This is a genomic window from Streptomyces oceani (assembly GCF_001751245.1).
Classification (GTDB): domain Bacteria; phylum Actinomycetota; class Actinomycetes; order Streptomycetales; family Streptomycetaceae; genus Streptomyces; species Streptomyces oceani.
In genome coordinates this window covers 99861-117189 of sequence record NZ_LJGU01000131.1, presented here as the reverse complement: position 1 = coordinate 117189, position 17329 = coordinate 99861, and the positions used below count along the sequence as shown (strand labels likewise).

At 72.5% G+C, this 17329-nt stretch carries 15 protein-coding genes and 1 pseudogene; 6 read left to right on the top strand and 10 right to left on the bottom strand.

The genetic code is table 11. The annotated features are described in order from the left end of the window. On the top strand, nt 1-1155 hold a 1155-nt coding region (locus AN216_RS16885; protein ID WP_244502501.1), incomplete at its 5' end, for an NsdA family TPR-like regulatory protein. A 99-nt stretch (nt 1156-1254) separates the two neighbouring features. Here AN216_RS16885 and AN216_RS16880 read toward each other — a convergent pair. Together AN216_RS16880 and AN216_RS16875 are read right to left on the bottom strand one after the other, a co-directional pair. After that, the gene (locus AN216_RS16880; RefSeq protein ID WP_079166674.1) at nt 1255-1581 is read right to left on the bottom strand and encodes a hypothetical protein; all 327 of its coding nucleotides are present in this window, start codon (nt 1579-1581) and stop codon (nt 1255-1257) included. A 328-nt stretch (nt 1582-1909) separates the two neighbouring features. Further along, on the bottom strand, nt 1910-2467 hold the full coding sequence (locus tag AN216_RS16875) for an FAD-dependent oxidoreductase (RefSeq protein ID WP_070197514.1): 558 nt from the start codon (nt 2465-2467) through the stop codon (nt 1910-1912). A 52-nt stretch (nt 2468-2519) separates the two neighbouring features. Between AN216_RS16875 and AN216_RS16870 the strand changes: the two are divergent. Then, nucleotides 2520-3041 (top strand): annotated as a pseudogene (locus tag AN216_RS16870) (regulator); the annotation flags it as partial. A gap of 99 nt (nt 3042-3140) precedes the next feature. Here AN216_RS16870 and AN216_RS16865 read toward each other — a convergent pair. The 3 genes from AN216_RS16865 to AN216_RS16855 all read right to left on the bottom strand — a co-directional run bounded on the left by AN216_RS16865 (nt 3141) and on the right by AN216_RS16855 (nt 6572). Beyond that, the gene (locus AN216_RS16865; protein ID WP_079166674.1) at nt 3141-3467 is read right to left on the bottom strand and encodes a hypothetical protein; all 327 of its coding nucleotides are present in this window, start codon (nt 3465-3467) and stop codon (nt 3141-3143) included. Between the two features lie 328 nt (nt 3468-3795). Beyond that, a complete protein-coding gene (locus AN216_RS16860) occupies nt 3796-5280 on the bottom strand; it encodes an FAD-dependent oxidoreductase (protein WP_070197512.1) in 1485 nt (494 codons plus the stop codon). Nucleotides 5281-5681: 401 nt separating this feature from the next. Then, the gene (locus tag AN216_RS16855; RefSeq protein ID WP_070197511.1) at nt 5682-6572 is read right to left on the bottom strand and encodes a TIGR01777 family oxidoreductase; all 891 of its coding nucleotides are present in this window, start codon (nt 6570-6572) and stop codon (nt 5682-5684) included. A 133-nt stretch (nt 6573-6705) separates the two neighbouring features. Between AN216_RS16855 and AN216_RS16850 the strand changes: the two genes are divergently transcribed. Next, the gene (locus AN216_RS16850) at nt 6706-7239 is read left to right on the top strand and encodes a GNAT family N-acetyltransferase (protein WP_070197510.1); all 534 of its coding nucleotides are present in this window, start codon (nt 6706-6708) and stop codon (nt 7237-7239) included. 68 nt (nt 7240-7307) lie between these two features. Here AN216_RS16850 and AN216_RS16845 read toward each other — a convergent pair whose 3' ends face one another. Beyond that, on the bottom strand, nt 7308-7829 hold the full coding sequence (locus AN216_RS16845) for a DUF4240 domain-containing protein (RefSeq protein WP_070197509.1): 522 nt from the start codon (nt 7827-7829) through the stop codon (nt 7308-7310). A gap of 277 nt (nt 7830-8106) precedes the next feature. Between AN216_RS16845 and AN216_RS16840 the strand changes: the two genes are divergently transcribed. Beyond that, on the top strand, nt 8107-9033 hold the full coding sequence (locus AN216_RS16840) for an SDR family oxidoreductase (RefSeq protein ID WP_070197508.1): 927 nt from the start codon (nt 8107-8109) through the stop codon (nt 9031-9033). 23 nt (nt 9034-9056) lie between these two features. On the opposite strand, the gene AN216_RS16835 is transcribed toward AN216_RS16840, so the two are convergent. After that, nucleotides 9057-10148 carry a helix-turn-helix transcriptional regulator gene (locus AN216_RS16835; protein ID WP_070197507.1) on the bottom strand — a complete coding sequence of 364 codons (1092 nt, stop codon included), beginning with the start codon at nt 10146-10148 and terminating at the stop codon, nt 9057-9059. Nucleotides 10149-10276: 128 nt separating this feature from the next. Here AN216_RS16835 and AN216_RS16830 point away from each other — a divergent pair, with 128 nt between their 5' ends. Continuing rightward, on the top strand, nt 10277-11848 hold the full coding sequence (locus tag AN216_RS16830; protein WP_070197506.1) for a sodium-dependent transporter: 1572 nt from the start codon (nt 10277-10279) through the stop codon (nt 11846-11848). Further along, entirely contained in the window at nt 11848-11982 is a 135-nt protein-coding gene (locus AN216_RS27245) for a methionine/alanine import family NSS transporter small subunit (RefSeq protein ID WP_079166673.1), read from the top strand. The genes AN216_RS16830 and AN216_RS27245 overlap by 1 nt, the downstream gene beginning before the upstream one ends. 176 nt (nt 11983-12158) lie before the next feature. Here the strand turns inward: AN216_RS27245 and aceE are convergent, their stop codons facing one another. The 3 genes from aceE to sucB form a co-directional block, all read right to left on the bottom strand. After that, on the bottom strand, nt 12159-14873 hold the full coding sequence (gene aceE / locus AN216_RS16825; protein ID WP_170843145.1) for a pyruvate dehydrogenase (acetyl-transferring), homodimeric type: 2715 nt from the start codon (nt 14871-14873) through the stop codon (nt 12159-12161). Nucleotides 14874-15142: 269 nt separating this feature from the next. Next, nucleotides 15143-15778 (bottom strand): GntR family transcriptional regulator, encoded by a 636-nt coding sequence (locus AN216_RS16820; RefSeq protein WP_070197505.1) that lies wholly within the window; start codon nt 15776-15778, stop codon nt 15143-15145. 179 nt (nt 15779-15957) lie between these two features. After that, a partial coding sequence (sucB, locus tag AN216_RS16815; RefSeq protein ID WP_079166672.1) for a 2-oxoglutarate dehydrogenase, E2 component, dihydrolipoamide succinyltransferase occupies nt 15958-17329 on the bottom strand: 1372 nt, incomplete at its 5' end.

The following is a 17329-nucleotide window of genomic DNA, read 5'->3' as shown; positions in this document are numbered from 1 at the left end:
GGCGGGCCGCTGCGGGTGCCGGCGCAGGTGCGCGGCCCGGCCGGTCGTACGGTGGACGGGGCCGGCGACCCGGAAGCGCGCAAGGGCGCGCGTGACGGCGGGCAGCGCTCGGACGCCCCGGGAACGTCGCCGGAGGAGCACGGCCGGCCAGCGGGCGCGGACGGCCTGGCGACCCCGTCACCGGGTGGCCCGCGACAGCCGGCCGAGCAGCTTCCGGAGCGGCTGCTGGACCAGTTGGAGCGCGGCCCGGGCCACCGGGTGGGCGCCGGGGACGTCGCGGCGCTGCGCTCGGTCGGTGACCTCTTCCGCGCCCTCGACCACGCCTACGGCGGTGGCCATGCCCGGCAGGCCCTGGTGCGTTATCTGGAGCACGAGGCCGAGCCCCTGCTGCGTGGTGTCTACGACGAGCAGACGGGCCGGGCACTGTTCGGCGCGGTCGCCGACCTGACCCGGCTGGCCGGTTGGACGTCGTACGACATCGCGGCGCACGGTCTCGCGCAACGCTACTTCGTGCAGTCGCTGCGGCTGGCACAGGCGGCGGGGGACCGGGCGTACGGCAGCTACGTCCTGGTGACCATGAGCCGGCAGGCGGTGTATCTCGGGCACGGCCGGGAGGCGGTGCAGCTGGCCAGGGTGGCGCAACAGGGCGTCGGGGGCACGGTGGCGCCGGTGGTGCAGGCGCTGTTGCACGCCGCCGAGGCGCGCGGGCACGGGCTGTTGGGCGAGGTGCGGGCCTGCACGACCTCGCTGTCCCGCGCGGAGCGGGCACTGGAGGCGGCACGACCGGGGGAGGAGGTGCCCTCCTGGGCGCGCTTCTTCGACGAGGCCCAGTTGGCCGACGAGTTCGGACACTGCCATCGCGACCTGCAGCAGTATCGCGCCGCGGCACTGCACGCTGAACGCTCCCTGCAACTGCGCGGGGCCGGCTACGCCCGCAGTCGGCTCTTCTGCCGCGTCGTGCTCGCGAGCGCCCGGTTGGGGCTGGGCGAGGTGGAGCAGGCGTGCGCGCTCGGTGCGGAAGCGGCCCAGCAGGCGGCGGAGATGCGTTCGGCGCGGGCCCTGGAGTACGTCCGGGACTTCGAGCGCCGGTTGGAGCCCTACCGGGACGCGGCACCGGTGCGTGGCTACCGGGAGCGGGTGGCCGCGCTCGGTTGACCCGACGCTCCGCCGCCCCGCCACAGTGGGCAGGGCGACGGAGCGAGCGACGGCATGGACAGCGCACGACCGGTCTCGGTCAGCGTGCGCTAATGTCCGTCAGCGCGGACTCGCCGCCGGCAGCAGCGCCCGCACCACCCGGCAGGTCGTACGGGACGGCGGGTGCACGCCGATCCGTGCGGCGACGCTGTGTATGCGTCGGTCGGTGGCCCGCTCCGGGGTGTACACCCCGGAGTCGAGCAGCGCTATGGCCAGCCGCATGGCCTTCAGGCGGCGATTGTGCGTCTCGTACCACTCCCGGGGCTGGCCGGCCGGCAGCGGCACCTTGCCCGCCGGGTGGGTCGGGGACGTCGCGGGACGGCCGCGTCGCGCGGGCGCGGAACCGCCCGCGCGAGCCGGCCGGGGAGCGGCGGCGGAGGACCTCACGGGAACGGGAAGGACTGGCGCTGGGGATGGCGTGGAAACGGACGGGATCATCGGTTGGACAGCGGTCATCAGCGACCTCCAGGGTGTGCTGAACCCTTGTGACTGCGTCCGGAACTTCCTCCAGAACTGCTTCCAGAATACCGCCCGGCACTGACAAAAAGCCCTGGTCGCAGCGGAGTTGACGGTTCCGTTCCGGAACGTGTGAGCACCGCGGTCAGGGCACCCCGCCGCACGCTTCACAGCCGCGTCGCCCCGTAGACACCAGCCCGTGCGTACCCGCTCCGTAGGCACCAGCTCGTACGACCAATCACGCCGCTCGTACGACCCGTCAGGCCACCGCCCGCAGCGGCATCTCGTCCCGCGCCGCCGGCCGCAGGCCGAAGTCGTCCAGGATGGCCGACGACGCCCGCCGGGCCGAGGCCAGTGCTCCCCTGCTGCCCGAGGTCTCCCGGTGGTCACCGCAGACGTAGAGCCCGCCCAGCACCCGCACGGGGCGTCGTGCGTCGTGCGGCGCCGGCATGGCGGGCACCGCCCTGGTGTCGTGGTGCAGCGCCAGCAGTTCCCAGCGGCGGGTGGACGCGCCGTACAGCTCGGCGAGTTGACCCCGGGCGGCGTCGTCCAGCGAGGCGGACGGGGCGGCTGCCTGGGTGCCCAGCACGACCGAGGTGACGAGCGTGCGTCCCGGAAGCGCGCGGGAGGGGTCCACCGCCGTGGTCACCCAGGTGTGCGTGACCGGACCCTTCTGATCCGCGTCGACGAGCAGCGCGGGAGCCGTCATCGGGGGCTCCGGGGCGGCGTGGTGCAGCACCGTCACCGGGTGGTGCTCCGGGACCCGCAGCCCCGGCAGGAGTTCCGCGGCCCGGTGCGCGCCGGTGGCGAGCAGCACGGCGCGGCAGCCGAAGGTGCCGTGGTCCGCCGTGCTGACGGAATGGGTGNGGGTGGCGCAACAGGGCGTCGGGGGCACGGTGGCGCCGGTGGTGCAGGCGCTGTTGCACGCCGCCGAGGCGCGCGGGCACGGGCTGTTGGGCGAGGTGCGGGCCTGCACGACCTCGCTGTCCCGCGCGGAGCGGGCACTGGAGGCGGCACGACCGGGGGAGGAGGTGCCCTCCTGGGCGCGCTTCTTCGACGAGGCCCAGTTGGCCGACGAGTTCGGACACTGCCATCGCGACCTGCAGCAGTATCGCGCCGCGGCACTGCACGCTGAACGCTCCCTGCAACTGCGCGGGGCCGGCTACGCCCGCAGTCGGCTCTTCTGCCGCGTCGTGCTCGCGAGCGCCCGGTTGGGGCTGGGCGAGGTGGAGCAGGCGTGCGCGCTCGGTGCGGAAGCGGCCCAGCAGGCGGCGGAGATGCGTTCGGCGCGGGCCCTGGAGTACGTCCGGGACTTCGAGCGCCGGTTGGAGCCCTACCGGGACGCGGCACCGGTGCGTGGCTACCGGGAGCGGGTGGCCGCGCTCGGTTGACCCGACGCTCCGCCGCCCCGCCACAGTGGGCAGGGCGACGGAGCGAGCGACGGCATGGACAGCGCACGACCGGTCTCGGTCAGCGTGCGCTAATGTCCGTCAGCGCGGACTCGCCGCCGGCAGCAGCGCCCGCACCACCCGGCAGGTCGTACGGGACGGCGGGTGCACGCCGATCCGTGCGGCGACGCTGTGTATGCGTCGGTCGGTGGCCCGCTCCGGGGTGTACACCCCGGAGTCGAGCAGCGCTATGGCCAGCCGCATGGCCTTCAGGCGGCGATTGTGCGTCTCGTACCACTCCCGGGGCTGGCCGGCCGGCAGCGGCACCTTGCCCGCCGGGTGGGTCGGGGACGTCGCGGGACGGCCGCGTCGCGCGGGCGCGGAACCGCCCGCGCGAGCCGGCCGGGGAGCGGCGGCGGAGGACCTCACGGGAACGGGAAGGACTGGCGCTGGGGATGGCGTGGAAACGGACGGGATCATCGGTTGGACAGCGGTCATCAGCGACCTCCAGGGTGTGCTGAACCCTTGTGACTGCGTCCGGAACTTCCTCCAGAACTGCTTCCAGAATACCGCCCGGCACTGACAAAAAGCCCTGGTCGCAGCGGAGTTGACGGTTCCGTTCCGGAACGTGTGAGCACCGCGGTCAGGGCACCCCGCCGCACGCTTCACAGCCGCGTCGCCCCGTAGACACCAGCCCGTGCGTACCCGCTCCGTAGGCACCAGCTCGTACGACCAATCACGCCGCTCGTACGACCCGTCAGGCCACCGCCCGCAGCGGCATCTCGTCCCGCGCCGCCGGCCGCAGGCCGAAGTCGTCCAGGATGGCCGACGACGCCCGCCGGGCCGAGGCCAGTGCTCCCCTGCTGCCCGAGGTCTCCCGGTGGTCACCGCAGACGTAGAGCCCGCCCAGCACCCGCACGGGGCGTCGTGCGTCGTGCGGCGCCGGCATGGCGGGCACCGCCCTGGTGTCGTGGTGCAGCGCCAGCAGTTCCCAGCGGCGGGTGGACGCGCCGTACAGCTCGGCGAGTTGACCCCGGGCGGCGTCGTCCAGCGAGGCGGACGGGGCGGCTGCCTGGGTGCCCAGCACGACCGAGGTGACGAGCGTGCGTCCCGGAAGCGCGCGGGAGGGGTCCACCGCCGTGGTCACCCAGGTGTGCGTGACCGGACCCTTCTGATCCGCGTCGACGAGCAGCGCGGGAGCCGTCATCGGGGGCTCCGGGGCGGCGTGGTGCAGCACCGTCACCGGGTGGTGCTCCGGGACCCGCAGCCCCGGCAGGAGTTCCGCGGCCCGGTGCGCGCCGGTGGCGAGCAGCACGGCGCGGCAGCCGAAGGTGCCGTGGTCCGCCGTGCTGACGGAATGGGTGGCTATCGACCTGGCGCGTACGGAGGTACGGACCGTGCCCTCCGGCAGTCCGGCGGCCAGCAGCCGCGGCAGCGTGGCAGCGCCACCGGCCGGCAGGCAGAGTCCCGAGCGCAGGAAGTCCCGGAGCGTGAGATCAGCGACCCGGCTGGAGGTGGTCAGCGCCGGGTCCGACAACAGGGCCACCAGCAGCGGCCGTACCAGCGTGGTGAGCGTGCGGGCCGGCAGTCCGCGGGTCGCCAGCGCAGTCGCGGCGCTGAGTTCGCCGCGCGCGCTCAACCGCTCCGGCGAGGTGTGCGCGAGCCGGGCCAGGCCGGCGCGTAGCCGGGCGAGGTCCAGTGCGTCGCTCATCGCCGTACGACTCCGGCCGTGGCCTGGCCGTCCGCTCAGCGCGCGGGCGGCTCCGGCCACCCCGAGCGTGCCCCGGGGGCTGCGTGACCTGAGCCAGTTGGTCGGGGCGTGCACCGACTCGACGCCCGTCACCGGGCGTTGCCGGGGTAGCCCGCGCGGCTTGCCGCGTGCGTACCGTCCCGAGCCCAGGCGCAGGTCCCCCACTGGTAGGTAGCGGTTCTCCGCGCGCAGCAGCGCGCCGGGCGCGAAGGGGCGCAGCGCCAGGGCGGTGTCCAGCGCGGGTCCGGGGAGGCCGGCCAGCTCGGCGCAGTCGGGCGGCAACAGTCCGGCACCGTGGTCCAGTTCGTAACCGTCGAGCTGGTCGGTGACCATGCGTCCGCCGATCCGGGGGGCCGCCTCCAGGACTGTCACCGTCAGCCCGGCCGCCGTGAGATGACACGCGGCGGCCAGGCCGGCCGTGCCCGCGCCGATGATGGCGACGTCGCTCTCCGCGGTGTGTTTCCGGCCGGTGTGGCTGCTGCTGGTAAGCACGTGCCCTCCCCGTGGTTGGCGCGCGGCAGCGGGGCGTTGCGGGAACGGGGACAGGCGCTCCCGCTCACGTCATGCCCGGGTAGGCGCGAGGAATACCCAAGACGCGTCGACTCTATGCAGTGGGGAGATCGCCGTCAGTAGTGTGGGGTTGGCCAGTGGTGCACGGGAGCGCACAGAGCGCACACGCGTAGCACGGGCCCGCCCAGTGCCCCCGGCGAGCCGCGGCGGGCGGAGGCATGGCGGGCGGATCGTGTCGGCGGGGATACGACGCGGTACGGCGGCGGACGTAGGCACGTGCCGGGGCGTGCGTACGTCCGCCGTAGGCCCGCAATCCCGCAATCCCGCAATCCCGCGGTCGCGTCGCGCCGGGCCGGGCCGGGCCGCGTCGGGCCGCGTCGGGGTCAGTCCAGCGCCGCCCGGATGGCGTCCTCGATCCGCGGGAAGGCGAAGTCGAAGCCGGACTCCAACAGCCGGGCGGGCAGCACCCGTTGGCTGCCCAGCACGTCCTCCGCGAACTCGCCGAGCGCCAGCCGCAGCGCCGGCGCCGGGGCGGTGGCGAGTGTGGGGCGGTGCAGCACCCGCCCCATCGCCGCGGTCACCTCGCGGTTGGTGACCGGCTCCGGACCGGTGAGATTGACCGGCCCGGACAGTGACGGCGTGTCCAGGATGTGGCGCAGCGCCGCGATGTGATCGTGCAGCGCGATGAAGCTCCAGAACTGCCGCCCGTTGCCCAGGCGTCCACCCAGCCCCGCCTTGAACAGCGGGAACAGCCGCCCCCAGGCCCCGCCCCGGCGGGCCACCACCAGCCCGGTGCGCCCGTACACGGTGCGTACGCCCGTCTCCACCGCGGGCCGCGCCGCCTGCTCCCACTCCTGGCACAGCTCGGCCAGGAAGCCGTCACCGGCCGGGGCGCCCTCGTCCACCGCCCGGTCGCCGGTGTACCCGTAGTAGCCGATGGCCGTACCGACCAACAGCGTGTGCGGCGCCGGGTCCAGGCCGGCGACGGTCTCGGCGATCGCCGAGGTGCCGAGCACCCGGCTGTCCCGCAACTCCCGCTTGTACGCCGCCGTCCAGCGCCGGTCGGCGACGCCCGCGCCCGCGAGGTGCACCACGGCCTCGCAGCCGGTCAGCCCCGCGGAGTCGACCTGGCGCCGCTTCGGGTCCCACCGGACCTCCTCGCCGGTACGGGCGGAGCGGCGCACCAGCCGCAGCACCTCGTGCCCGTCGGCGCGCAACGAGTCGACGAGCGCCGCGCCGATCAATCCGCCGGAACCAGAGACCGCGATACGCATGACTCAGCAAACTCCTCGTGAGGGGCCACCCACTGTAGGACAGGCCGTGGGACGGCGCCGGTAGCCAGGGGTTCGCCCGCCCCGTACGCCCCGGCGGATGTCCGCCCATCCGGATACGGCAGGCTTGCACGCCATGACCACGCCCTACCGCATCCGGGTCGCCGAGGCCGGGGACGAGGACGCCCTCGCAGTGCTGGACCGTAGTCACTGGTCGCCGCTGTACGCGGTGCATCCGCGGCCGGAGCCGCCGTACCCGCCGTTCTTCGACGCGACGCATCTCCCCGCGCACTTCCTGCTCGCCGAGTGGACCGGCGGGGATCAGGACGGCTCCGCTCCGGCGTCCCCGGGCGCCCTGGTGGGCTACATCCGGATGGTGCCCCGGACGTCCCTGCCGTCGAACGCCCATGTGCGGGAGATCCAGGGACTGTTGGTGGACCCGGCCGTCCGCGGGCACGGCGTGGGACGCGCGCTGCTCGAGGAGGCGTGTGCCCGCGCCCGGGAGGAGGGGGCACTGCGGATGGGCCTGCGGGTGCTGGGCACCAACGAGCCCGCGCGCCGCCTCTACGCCGCCGCCGGGTTCGCCGAGGAGGGCCGGCTGCCGGGCGAGTTCCTGCTGGCGGGGGACTACGTGGACGACGTCCTGATGGGGCGCTGGCTCGGCCCGTAGGGCAGCGGGCGCGGAAACGCCACGCTGGCCGAGCGTGCCGGGCGACAGTCGGCGCGTCACCGGTTCGGTCAAGCGGCGCGGAAGCGCTGCCACAGCTTCGGCAGCCGCTCCTGGAGGGCACTGTCGTCCTCCAGGTCGAGCGCGACACCCTCCGGATCGGCCGGTGCCTCCGGCAGTTCCAGGTCCGGCAGCTCGCCACCGGTGAGCGCTTCGTACGCCTCGTCGGCGGCGTACCCCAGCTCCTCCGCGTCGCCCTCCGACTCGGCGTCGAAGTCCGTGAGCAGGGTGGCGAGGGAGTCGGCGTCATGTGCCGCGCCCTCGAAGACCTCCCGGCCCTGGCCGATCAGCCAGCAGCGGAACGCGTCGAAGGCGTCATCGCTGACGCCGTCCAGCAGAATCCAGGCCGCCGCCCACAGGTCCCACTGACAGGCGCGGTTGAAGCGGGACTCGAAGTGCCGGGCGAAGACGGTCACGGCGTCCGGGTCCAGCTGGGTCAGCCGGTCGACGAGCGCGTCGGCGTGGTCCTCCGGGTCGCCGCCGGCGACCTCGCGGGCACGGTCCACGTGCTCCCAGAACTCCAGCTCGTCCATCACGCCCCCAGCATCGGCCCTTCCGCGGCTGGTCGCACCCGGAGCACGGCACGGGCCCGTCCCGCCCGGTAGCCGGGTCGCCGGTCGGCCGGTACGCCGAACCAGTGCTTCCGTCGTACGCCCGGGCCGGCCAGGCGGAATCCGGGGAATCCCCGGTCAGCGGACGGCGGCACACAGTCAGCGCGGCACACGGCCCAGCCGAAAAGCGGACACTCGATGACGGGTATCGCTGACAGCGTCGTCTCCGTCAACACGTCACGAACGAGAGGCGAGGCACGTGCGACAGCAGGACGGAACGCTCGCGGACAGGATCGCGCTGGTGGCCGGCGCCACCCGGGGCACGGGCCGGGCGATGGCGGTCGAACTGGGCCGGGCGGGAGCCACCGTGTACGTCACGGGGCGCACCACCCGGCAGCGGGTCAGCGAGGTCGGGCGGGACACCGAGACCATCGAGGAGACGGCGGAACTCGTCGACGCGGCGGGCGGCACCGGCGTCGCCGTACCGACCGACCACCTCGAGCAGGACCAGGTGCGCGCGCTGACCGAGCGGATCGACCGGGAGAGCGGCCGGCTGGACATCCTCGTCAACGACCTGTGGGGCGGCGACCTTCTCGTCGGCTGGGGCAAAAAGATGTGGGAGCACGACCTGGACGATGGGCTGCGGGTGCTGCGGCTCGGCGTCGAGTCACACGTCATCACCAGTCGCTACGCCCTGCCGCTGCTGATCCGGCGGCCCGGCGGCCTGTTGGTGGAGGTGACCGACGGCACCGAGGAGTCCAACCGGGAGTACCGCGAGCCGTTCTACTACGACCTCGCGAAGGCCGCGCCGCTGCGGATGGCGCGGACCCTGGCCACCGAGCTGGCGGAGTACGGCGCCACGGCGGTGTGCCTCACCCCGGGCTGGCTGCGCTCCGAGGCGATGCTGGACACGCACTTCCAGGTGACCGAGGAGAACTGGCGGGAGGGCTGTGCCCAGGACCCGCACTTCGCGATCTCCGAGTCGCCCGCCTACACCGGGCGGGCGCTGGTCGCGCTGGCCGGCGACCCGGACCGGGCGCGGTTCCAGGGCGGTTCGCTGTCCAGCGGCGGCCTGGCCCGGGAGTACGGCTTCACGGACACCGACGGCTCCCGCCCGGACGCCTGGCGGTACCGGGCCGAGGTCGAACTGCCCGGCAAGCCGGCGGACGTCACCGGCTACCGCTGAGCCGTACCGGGCGCCGCCGGGCCTCACCGCCCTGACCGTCCTTCCGGTTCCGCGTACAGCTCCAGCGTGCGCGCCGCCGCCCGCCGAAACCGCTCGCGCAACCCGCGCGGCCGTAGTACCTCGCACTCCGGTCCGAGTGCGAGCAGCTGGTCGTAGGCGACCTCGAGGCTCTCCACCGGGAGCGTCACGGTGAGCCAGCCGTCCGGGCCCGGGACTCCGGTCCGGACGGCCTCGTCGGCCGCCTCGCGGTCCGTGGCGTACCGCAGTCGGCGGGCTCCCGCCTCGGACAACCGCACGGTCACCTCCTCGCGCAGGAGGGAGCGGGCGAAGGCCGCCGCCCGCTCGGCCCAGAAGGCGGACAGGTCGAAGAACTCGTCCCGTGCGAAGCGTCGGCTCGTGTGTCCCGGCTCCGGCCCGCCCAGCCCGTCCGGTTCATCGGATCCGTCCGGTTCGCTGACCGCGGTGAGCCGGTCCACCCGGTAGACCCGGAAGCCGTCGCGGCGGTCCGTACGTTCCGGGACGCTCGTACGCTCCGGGCCGTCCGGCGGGTCCGCCACCCGCGCCGCGACGTACCACACCCCCGCCTTCAGCACGAGGCCGTACGGCTCCAGCCGCCGCGTGACCTCGCCGTCCCGGCGGCGGTAGCGCACCTCGATCCGCCGGTCACCCCACACCGCCTCGGCCACCGGCGCCAGCAGCGGGGGCGTCTCCGGCTCCTGCCACCAGCCGGGCGCGTCCAGGTGGAACCGCTGCGCCGCGGTCGTCTGCGCGTCCGCCAGTTCCGGCAACAGCGCCGCCGATACCTTCAGGCGTGCCGCCGAGGCCACGTCCTCGATGCCCATCTCGCGCAGCGCCGAGGGGACTCCGGAGAGGAACAGCGCCTCCGCCTCGGTCCGCGCCATGCCGGTGAGCCGGGTCCGGTAACCCCCGATCAGCCGATAGCCGCCGGCACGTCCCCGGTCGGCGTAGACGGGGACGCCGGCCTCGGACAGCGCCAGCACGTCCCGGGAGACGGTCCGTTCGGAGACCTCCAGTTCCGTCGCCAGACGGGCAGCTGTCATCGACCCCTGTCCCTGCAACAGCAACACCATTTTAATGAGTCGAGCGGCGCGCATAGGTGAAGTGTGCCGTTCGATACGGTATTCGGACACCGGATTCCGGTCGCGTGGGGACCGTGACGGTCCGGCGACCCGGGCGGTACCGGACGCCGGTTCGGGCATCCGTGAGAAGGAGCGAGACGAGAATGACCAACGACGGGACCAGACCCGGGCAGTCCCGCGAGCGATGGGGCTCCCGAGCGGGATTCCTGTTCGCCGCGATCGGGTCGGCGATCGGGCTCGGGAACATCTGGCGCTTCCCCGCGGTGGCCTATCAGAACGGTGGCGGCGCGTTCCTGCTGCCGTATCTGATCGCGCTGCTGACGGCCGGGCTGCCGCTGCTCATCCTCACCTACACCGTGGGGCGCAAGTACCGGAAGTCGCCGCCCGCCGCCTATCGTGAGATGGCCAAGCCGGCGCAGTTCATCGGCTGGTGGCAGGTGGCGATCTGTTTCGTCATCGCCACCTACTACGCGGTGATCCTCGCCTGGGGCGTGCGGTACATCGGCTTCTCCTTCGGCGAGCAGTGGGGTGACGACCCGGAGGCGTTCCTCTTCGGTGACTTCCTGCAGGCGTCCGAGACGCCGGGGGAGATCGGCGGATACGTCGGCGGGGTGTTCTGGCCGCTATTGGCCATCTGGGTCGTCGTGCTGATCATCCTGGCGCTGGGGGTCCGGCGCGGCATCGAGAAGGCCAACCTCTTCTTCATTCCCTCGCTCGTGGCCTTCTTCCTCGTGCTCGTCATCCGGGCGCTCACGCTGGACGGCGCCGGCACCGGCCTCGACGCGCTGTTCAGCCCGGACTGGTCGGCACTCGGCCAGGGCAGCGTCTGGATCGCGGCGTACGGCCAGATCTTCTTCTCGCTCTCGGTCGGCTTCGGCATCATGGTGACCTACGCGTCGTACCTCGGGCGCCGCAGTGACCTCAGCGGCTCCGCGCTGGTCGCCGGCTTCGCCAACAGCTCGTTCGAGATCCTCGCCGGCATCGGCGTGTTCGCGACGCTCGGCTTCATGGCACACACCGAGGGCGTGCCGGTCGACGAGGTGGCGGCGGACGGACTGGGGCTGGCCTTCGTGGCGTTCCCGACCGTGATCTCCAGCATGCCGGCCGGCTGGCTGTTCGGCCTGTTGTTCTTCCTGTCGCTGGTGATCGCCGGGTTCACCTCGCTGGTGAGTATCGTGCAGGTGATCGTCGCCTCGGTTCAGGACCGTACGGGTATGAAGCGCGTCCCGGCGGTGATCGTGGTCGGCGGCCTGACCGCCGTCGTCTCGATCGCGCTCTTCGCCTCCGACAGCGGCGTGCACTTCCTGGACGCCGCGGACCACTTCATCAACCAGTACGGCATCGCCATGGCCGCGCTCGTCTTCGTGGTCGTCGTCGCCTGGCTGCTCCGCCGCCTCCCTGACCTCCAGGCGCACGCGAACGAGACCTCGGCCGTACGACTCGGCCAGTGGTGGCTGGTGTGCCTCGGGATCATCACCCCGCTCGTGCTGGGCTGGATGATGGTGGACAGCCTCCGTGCGGAGTTCGAGGAGAACTACGAGGGGTACTCCACCGACTTCCTGGTCACCTACGGCTGGGGCGTCGCCGGTGGCGCGCTGGTCGTCGGCATCCTGATCTCGCTTATCCCGTGGCGCTCCGACGGGACCTCGCTCAGCGGGGGACCGGGAGCACCCGGTGACGGCGCCACCACCGACTCGCGGAAGGGACGTCGCTGATGTCCACCAGTGCTGTGATCATGATGGCCATCGCCATCCTCATCGTCTGGGGCGGGCTCGTCGCCGCGCTCCTCAAGCTCCGGGGGCATCCGGACGAGCCGGACGACGAGGAGCCCACGGGCACGGTCGCCTGACCGCTTCCCCGCGGTATCCGAATGCGGCTGTCGGTCCGAGGCAGCGCGAGCTGACTCCGGACCGACAGCCGTGTGCGTGCTCCTGGAAGACGAGCCCGCGTCGAGTCCGCCGCGCGTACGAGAGCGCCCGGACCCGCCGTGGCGGACCCGGGCGCTGCGACGGCCTCGCGCTGGGATCAGGCCAGGCCGTACCGCTGGGCGGCCTCGCGTACGGTCTCCCGCTTGACCTCGCCCCGACGGGCGAGCCGGGAGAGGGCGGCGACCACCACCGACTCGGCGTCCACGCCGAAGTGCCGGCGTGCCGCCTCCCGGGTGTCGGACAGCCCGAAGCCGTCGGTGCCGAGCGAGGACCAGTCCTGCTCCACCCACTGGCTGATCTGGTCCGGCACCGCGCGCATCCAGTCGCTGACCGCCAACACCGGGCCGGGCGCGCCCTCCAGCGCACGCGTGACGTACGGGACTCGGTCCTCGCCGCGCAGCTGCGCCTCGTCACAGGCCAGGGCCTCCCGGCGCAGCTCGCTCCAGGACGGCGCGGACCACACGTCGGCGGTCACGCCCCACTCCTCGGCGAGCATCCGCTGGGCGTCCAGAATCCAGTGCACGGCCGTGCCGGAGGCCAGCAGTTGGATCCGTGGCGAGTCCGCCGCGGGCGCCTCGCCCGTACGGAACCGGTAGAGGCCGCGCAGGATGCCCTCCTCGACACCCTCCGGCATCGGCGGCTGCACCTTCGGCTCGTTGTAGACCGTCAGGTAGTAGAAGACGTCCTCATGCTGGTCGGCGTCCGGGCCGTACATCCGGCGCAGCCCGTCCCGCACGATCACGCCGACCTCGTACGCGAACGCCGGGTCGTACGTCAGCGCGGCGGTGTTGGTGGAGGCCAGCAGCGGCGAGTGACCGTCCGCGTGCTGCAGGCCCTCGCCGGTCATGGTCGTACGGCCGGCGGTGGCGCCGATCATGAAGCCGCGGCCGAGCTGGTCGGCGAACGCCCACAACTGGTCGCCCGTGCGCTGCCAGCCGAACATCGAGTAGAAGATGTAGAACGGGATCATCGGCTCGCCGTGGGTGGCGTACGAGGTGGCCGCGGCGGTGAAGTCCGCCACCGAACCCGCCTCGGTGATGCCCTCGTTCAGGATCTGCCCGTTCTCGGCTTCCTTGTAGTAGAGCAGTTGGTCGCGGTCGACCGGGTCATAGGTCTGCCCCAGCGGGGAGTACATGCCTGCGGAGGGGAACAGCGACTCCATGCCGAAGGTGCGTGCCTCGTCGGGCACGATGGGCACCCAGCGCCGGCCGCTCTCCTTCTCCCGCATCAGGTCCTTGACCAGTCGCACGAAGGCCATGGTGGTGGCGATCTCCTGCGAGCCGGAGCCCTTGGCCAGGGCGTCGAAGGGTTTCGCCGAGGGCTCCGGCAGCGCCACCGGGCGGACCTTGCGGGCCGGCGCTGGGCCGCCCAGCTCCGCGCGCCGCTCCCGCAGGTACCGCACCTCGGGAGAGTCCGGGCCCGGGTGCACGTACGGCACCAGCTCGCCCGCCAACGCGCTGTCCGGGATGGGGAGTTCCAACAGGTCCCGCATGGTGCGGAACTGCTCGTTGTCCAGCTTCTTCATCTGATGGTTGGCGTTCCGGGACTCGAAGCCCTCGCCGAGGGTCCAGCCCTTCACGGTCTGCGCCAGGATGACCGTCGGCGCGCCACGGTGCTCGACGGCCGCGCGGTAGGCGGCGTACACCTTGCGCGGCTCGTGACCGCCGCGCGAGCGGTGGAAGCACTCGGTGATCTGCGCGTCCGAGAGCTGTCGGCCGAGCTGCGCCAGCTCCGGGTCGGCGCCGAAGAAGTGCTCGCGGATGTAGCCGACCTCGCGGGTGGCGTACGTCTGGAACTGCGCGTCCGGCACCTCGCGCAGCCGGCGTACCAGCGCGCCTGAGGTGTCCAGCCGGAACAGGTCGTCCCAGGCGGTGCCCCACAGTGACTTGATGACGTGCCAGCCGGCGGCACGGAACTGCGCCTCCAGCTCCTGCACGATCTTGAAGTTCGGCCGAACCGGGCCGTCCAGCCGCTGCAGGTTGCAGTTGATCACGAAGGTGAGGTTGTCCAGCTGCTCCCTGCCGGCGAGTGCCAGTGCGGCGGTCGACTCGGGCTCGTCCATCTCGCCGTCGCCGAGGAACGCCCATACGTGCGAGCCCGAGGTGTCCTTGATGCCGCGGCCGGTCAGGTAGCGGTTGAAGCGTGCCTGGTAGATCGCCGAGATCGGGCCGATGCCCATCGAGACGGTCGGGAACTCCCAGAGCCAGGGCAGCCGTCGGGGGTGCGGGTAGGACGGCAGGCCGTCGCCACCCGCCTCCTGCCGGAAGCGGTCCAGGTGGCCCTCGGTCAGCCGCCCGTCCAGGAACGCGCGGGCGTAGATACCGGGAGAGGCGTGGCCCTGGATGAAGAGCTGGTCGCCGGAGCCGCCGGATGCCTGGTCGTCCTTGCCGCGGAAGAAGTGCTGGAAACCGATCTCGTAGAGCCAGGCGGCGGAGGCGAAGGTCGCGATGTGCCCGCCGAGGCCGAGGCGGCTGCCCCGGGTGACCATGGCGGCGGCGTTCCAGCGGTTCCAGGCGGTGATGCGGGACTCCATCGCCTCGTCGCCGGGGAACTGCGGCTCGGCGGCGGTGGGGATGGTGTTGAGGTAGTCCGTCTCCAGGAGGCCGGGCAGGGCCAGACCGGTGTTCCGGCCGTGCTCCAGGGTGCGTCGCATGAGGTACGCGGCGCGCTCCTCACCAGCGTGCGCGGTGACGGCGCCCAGCGACTCGCGCCACTCGGCGGTCTCCTGCGGGTCGCGGTCCGGGAGCTGGTCCAGCTCGCTGGGGGCGTGGGGTGTGGCGCGAGCCATCACGTCGTCGACGGGATCGGGCATGGTGGCCCCTTTCCGGACGGGCGGACAGATTGAGCTGTGGCTGTGCTGTGCGGCGTGGGATAGCTTTGGATTCCATGGGCGGTGCGCCCTTGGGGTGTCCTATTGGCAGGCAGGACAGGGGGTTCACCCCGTCTCCGACTCTACGTCCACGATCGATGATCGATCAAAGCTTCGGCTGAAATTGGCATTCCGTGCCATGGAATCGGGCACGCAGTGACGGGTGGGAAAACGGTGCCGAACACCCCTTTCCGGGGTGATCGGTGCGCCGGTCAGGCCCGGGGCGCACAGCCCAGGACGTGCTCCTTCACCAGTGAGCCGATCCCCGGGTCCCGGCTACGGAACGCCTCCAGCACGGCCTCGTGTTCCTCCGCGTACGACTGCTGCACCGTGCCCAGCCAGCGGATGGACAGCGCCGTCCACACCTCGATGCCAAGCGACTCCCAGGTGTGCAGCAGCACGCTGTTGCCGGAGGCGCGTACCAACTCGCGATGGAACGCGACCGTGTGCCGCACCTGCGCCTCACCGTCGCCCTCGCGGTCGGCGGTGTACAGCGCGGTCACATGGGGCACCAGCGGCGCGGAGTCGAACGCCAGCACGGGCGCGGCGAGTTCGGCGGCGATCTGCTCCAGGCCGGCACGCACCGGATAGATCTCCTCCAGGTCGCTGGCGGACAGCTCCCGCACCCGTACGCCCTTGTTCGGCACCGACTCGATCAGCCGCAGCGCCTCCAGCTCGCGCAGCGCCTCCCGGACGGGGGTCTGGCTCACGTGCAGCTCCACGGCGATGCGCCGCTCCACGATCCGTTCGCCCGGCTGCCAGCGTCCGCTGATGATCCCCTCCACGAGGTGCTCGCGGATCTGTTCGCGCAGCGACTGGACGACGGGCGGGGACGGGCTGAGACGCATGCAGGGCACTCCTCCAGGAGCAGGGGATCGATACGCACGACGATACGGCGCCGGGCGAGTCGACCGCAGGAGGGCGGCGGCCCCGGTGGTGGCCCCCGGTGATGACCCCGACACGGCGATGGCCCCGCCCCAGGAACCTGGGACGGGGCCATCGGAGAGCGTACGGCGAGGTCAGCGGCTCAAAGGCCGAGCTCCACCTCGAACTCGCCAGCCTCCAGGATCTCCTTGACCGCCGTGAGGTAGCGGGCGGCGTCGGCGCCGTCCACCAGCCGGTGGTCGTAGGAGAGGGTCAGGTACGTCATGTGGCGCACCGCGATCGTCTCGCCCAGCTCCGGGTGGTCCAGCACCACGGGGCGCTTGACGGTCGCCCCGATGCCGAGGATCGCCGACTGGTTCGGTGGCACGATGATCGTGTCGAAGAGCGCGCCACGCGAACCGGTGTTGCTGATCGTGAAGGTCGCGCCGGCCAGGTCGTCCGGGCTGATCTTGTTGTTTCGTACGTTGCCCGCCAGCTCGGCCGTCTTACGGGCGATGCCCGCGAGATTCAGGTCACCGGCGTCCTTGATGACCGGGGTCATCAGGCCCTTCTCCGAGTCCACCGCGATGCCGACGTTCTCGGAGTCGAAGTAGGTGACCGTGCCCTCGTCCTCGTTGAGCCGGGCGTTGATGCCCGGGTGCGCCTTCAGCGCCTGCACGGCGGCGCTGACGAAGAACGGCATCGGGGAGAGCTTCACGCCCTCCCGCTGGTTGAAGCTGGCCTTGGCGCGCTCCCGCAGCCGCATCACCGTGGTGACGTCCACCTCGACCATGGTGGACAGCTGTGCCTGACCGTGCAGCGCCTTCATCATGTTGTCGCCGATGAGCTTGCGTACCCGCGGCAGCTTCACCGTCTGGCCACGCAGCGGCGACGGCTCCGGTACCGCGCTCTTCGACGGCGCGGCCGAGGCGGTCGGGGCGCTCCGCTTGGCCTCCGCCGCCGCGACGACGTCCTGCTTGCGGATACGGCCGCCCACGCCGCTGCCCTTGACCTCGGAAAGGCTCACGCCGTGCTCGTTGGCGAGCTTGCGTACCAGCGGAGTGACGTACGCGCCGTCGCCGCCACTCGGCGCTGCCGGTGCCGGTGCGGGCTGGGCCGCCGGTTGCGGCTGTGGCTGCGGAGCCGGCGCGGGTGCCGGTGCCGGTGCCGCCGGCTGAGCTGGCGCCTGCTCTGCCGGTGCTGCGGAGCCGGAACCGATGACGGCCAGCTTGGCACCGACCTCAGCTGTCTCGTCCTCCCCGACGACGACCTCCAGCAGGGTGCCGGCGGCCGGTGACGGGATCTCGGTGTCGACCTTGTCGGTGGAGACCTCGAGCAACGGCTCGTCGGCCTCGACGGCCTCGCCGATTTGCTTCAGCCAGCGGGTGACGGTGCCCTCGGTGACGGACTCGCCCAGGGCCGGCAGCACCACGTCGGTGCCCTCGGCGGAGCCACCGGCGGCCGGAGCCGCCGGTTGGGGAGCCGGCGCTGGCTGCTCGGCGGGTGCCGGTGCCGCGGGGGCCTCCTGCGCCGGC

Bases quoted from the DNA above. Each gene is read 5' to 3' on its own strand.
- aceE (WP_170843145.1), bottom strand. From the start codon at position 14,873: ATGCCCGATCCCGTCGACGACGTGATGGCTCGCGCCACACCCCACGCC.
- AN216_RS16850 (WP_070197510.1), top strand. From the start codon at position 6,706: ATGACCACGCCCTACCGCATCCGGGTCGCCGAGGCCGGGGACGAGGAC.
- AN216_RS16820 (WP_070197505.1), bottom strand. From the start codon at position 15,778: ATGCGTCTCAGCCCGTCCCCGCCCGTCGTCCAGTCGCTGCGCGAACAG.
- AN216_RS16855 (WP_070197511.1), bottom strand. From the start codon at position 6,572: ATGCGTATCGCGGTCTCTGGTTCCGGCGGATTGATCGGCGCGGCGCTC.
- AN216_RS16845 (WP_070197509.1), bottom strand. From the start codon at position 7,829: ATGGACGAGCTGGAGTTCTGGGAGCACGTGGACCGTGCCCGCGAGGTC.
- AN216_RS27245 (WP_079166673.1), top strand. From the start codon at position 11,848: ATGTCCACCAGTGCTGTGATCATGATGGCCATCGCCATCCTCATCGTC.
- AN216_RS16835 (WP_070197507.1), bottom strand. From the start codon at position 10,148: ATGCGCGCCGCTCGACTCATTAAAATGGTGTTGCTGTTGCAGGGACAG.
- AN216_RS16830 (WP_070197506.1), top strand. From the start codon at position 10,277: ATGACCAACGACGGGACCAGACCCGGGCAGTCCCGCGAGCGATGGGGC.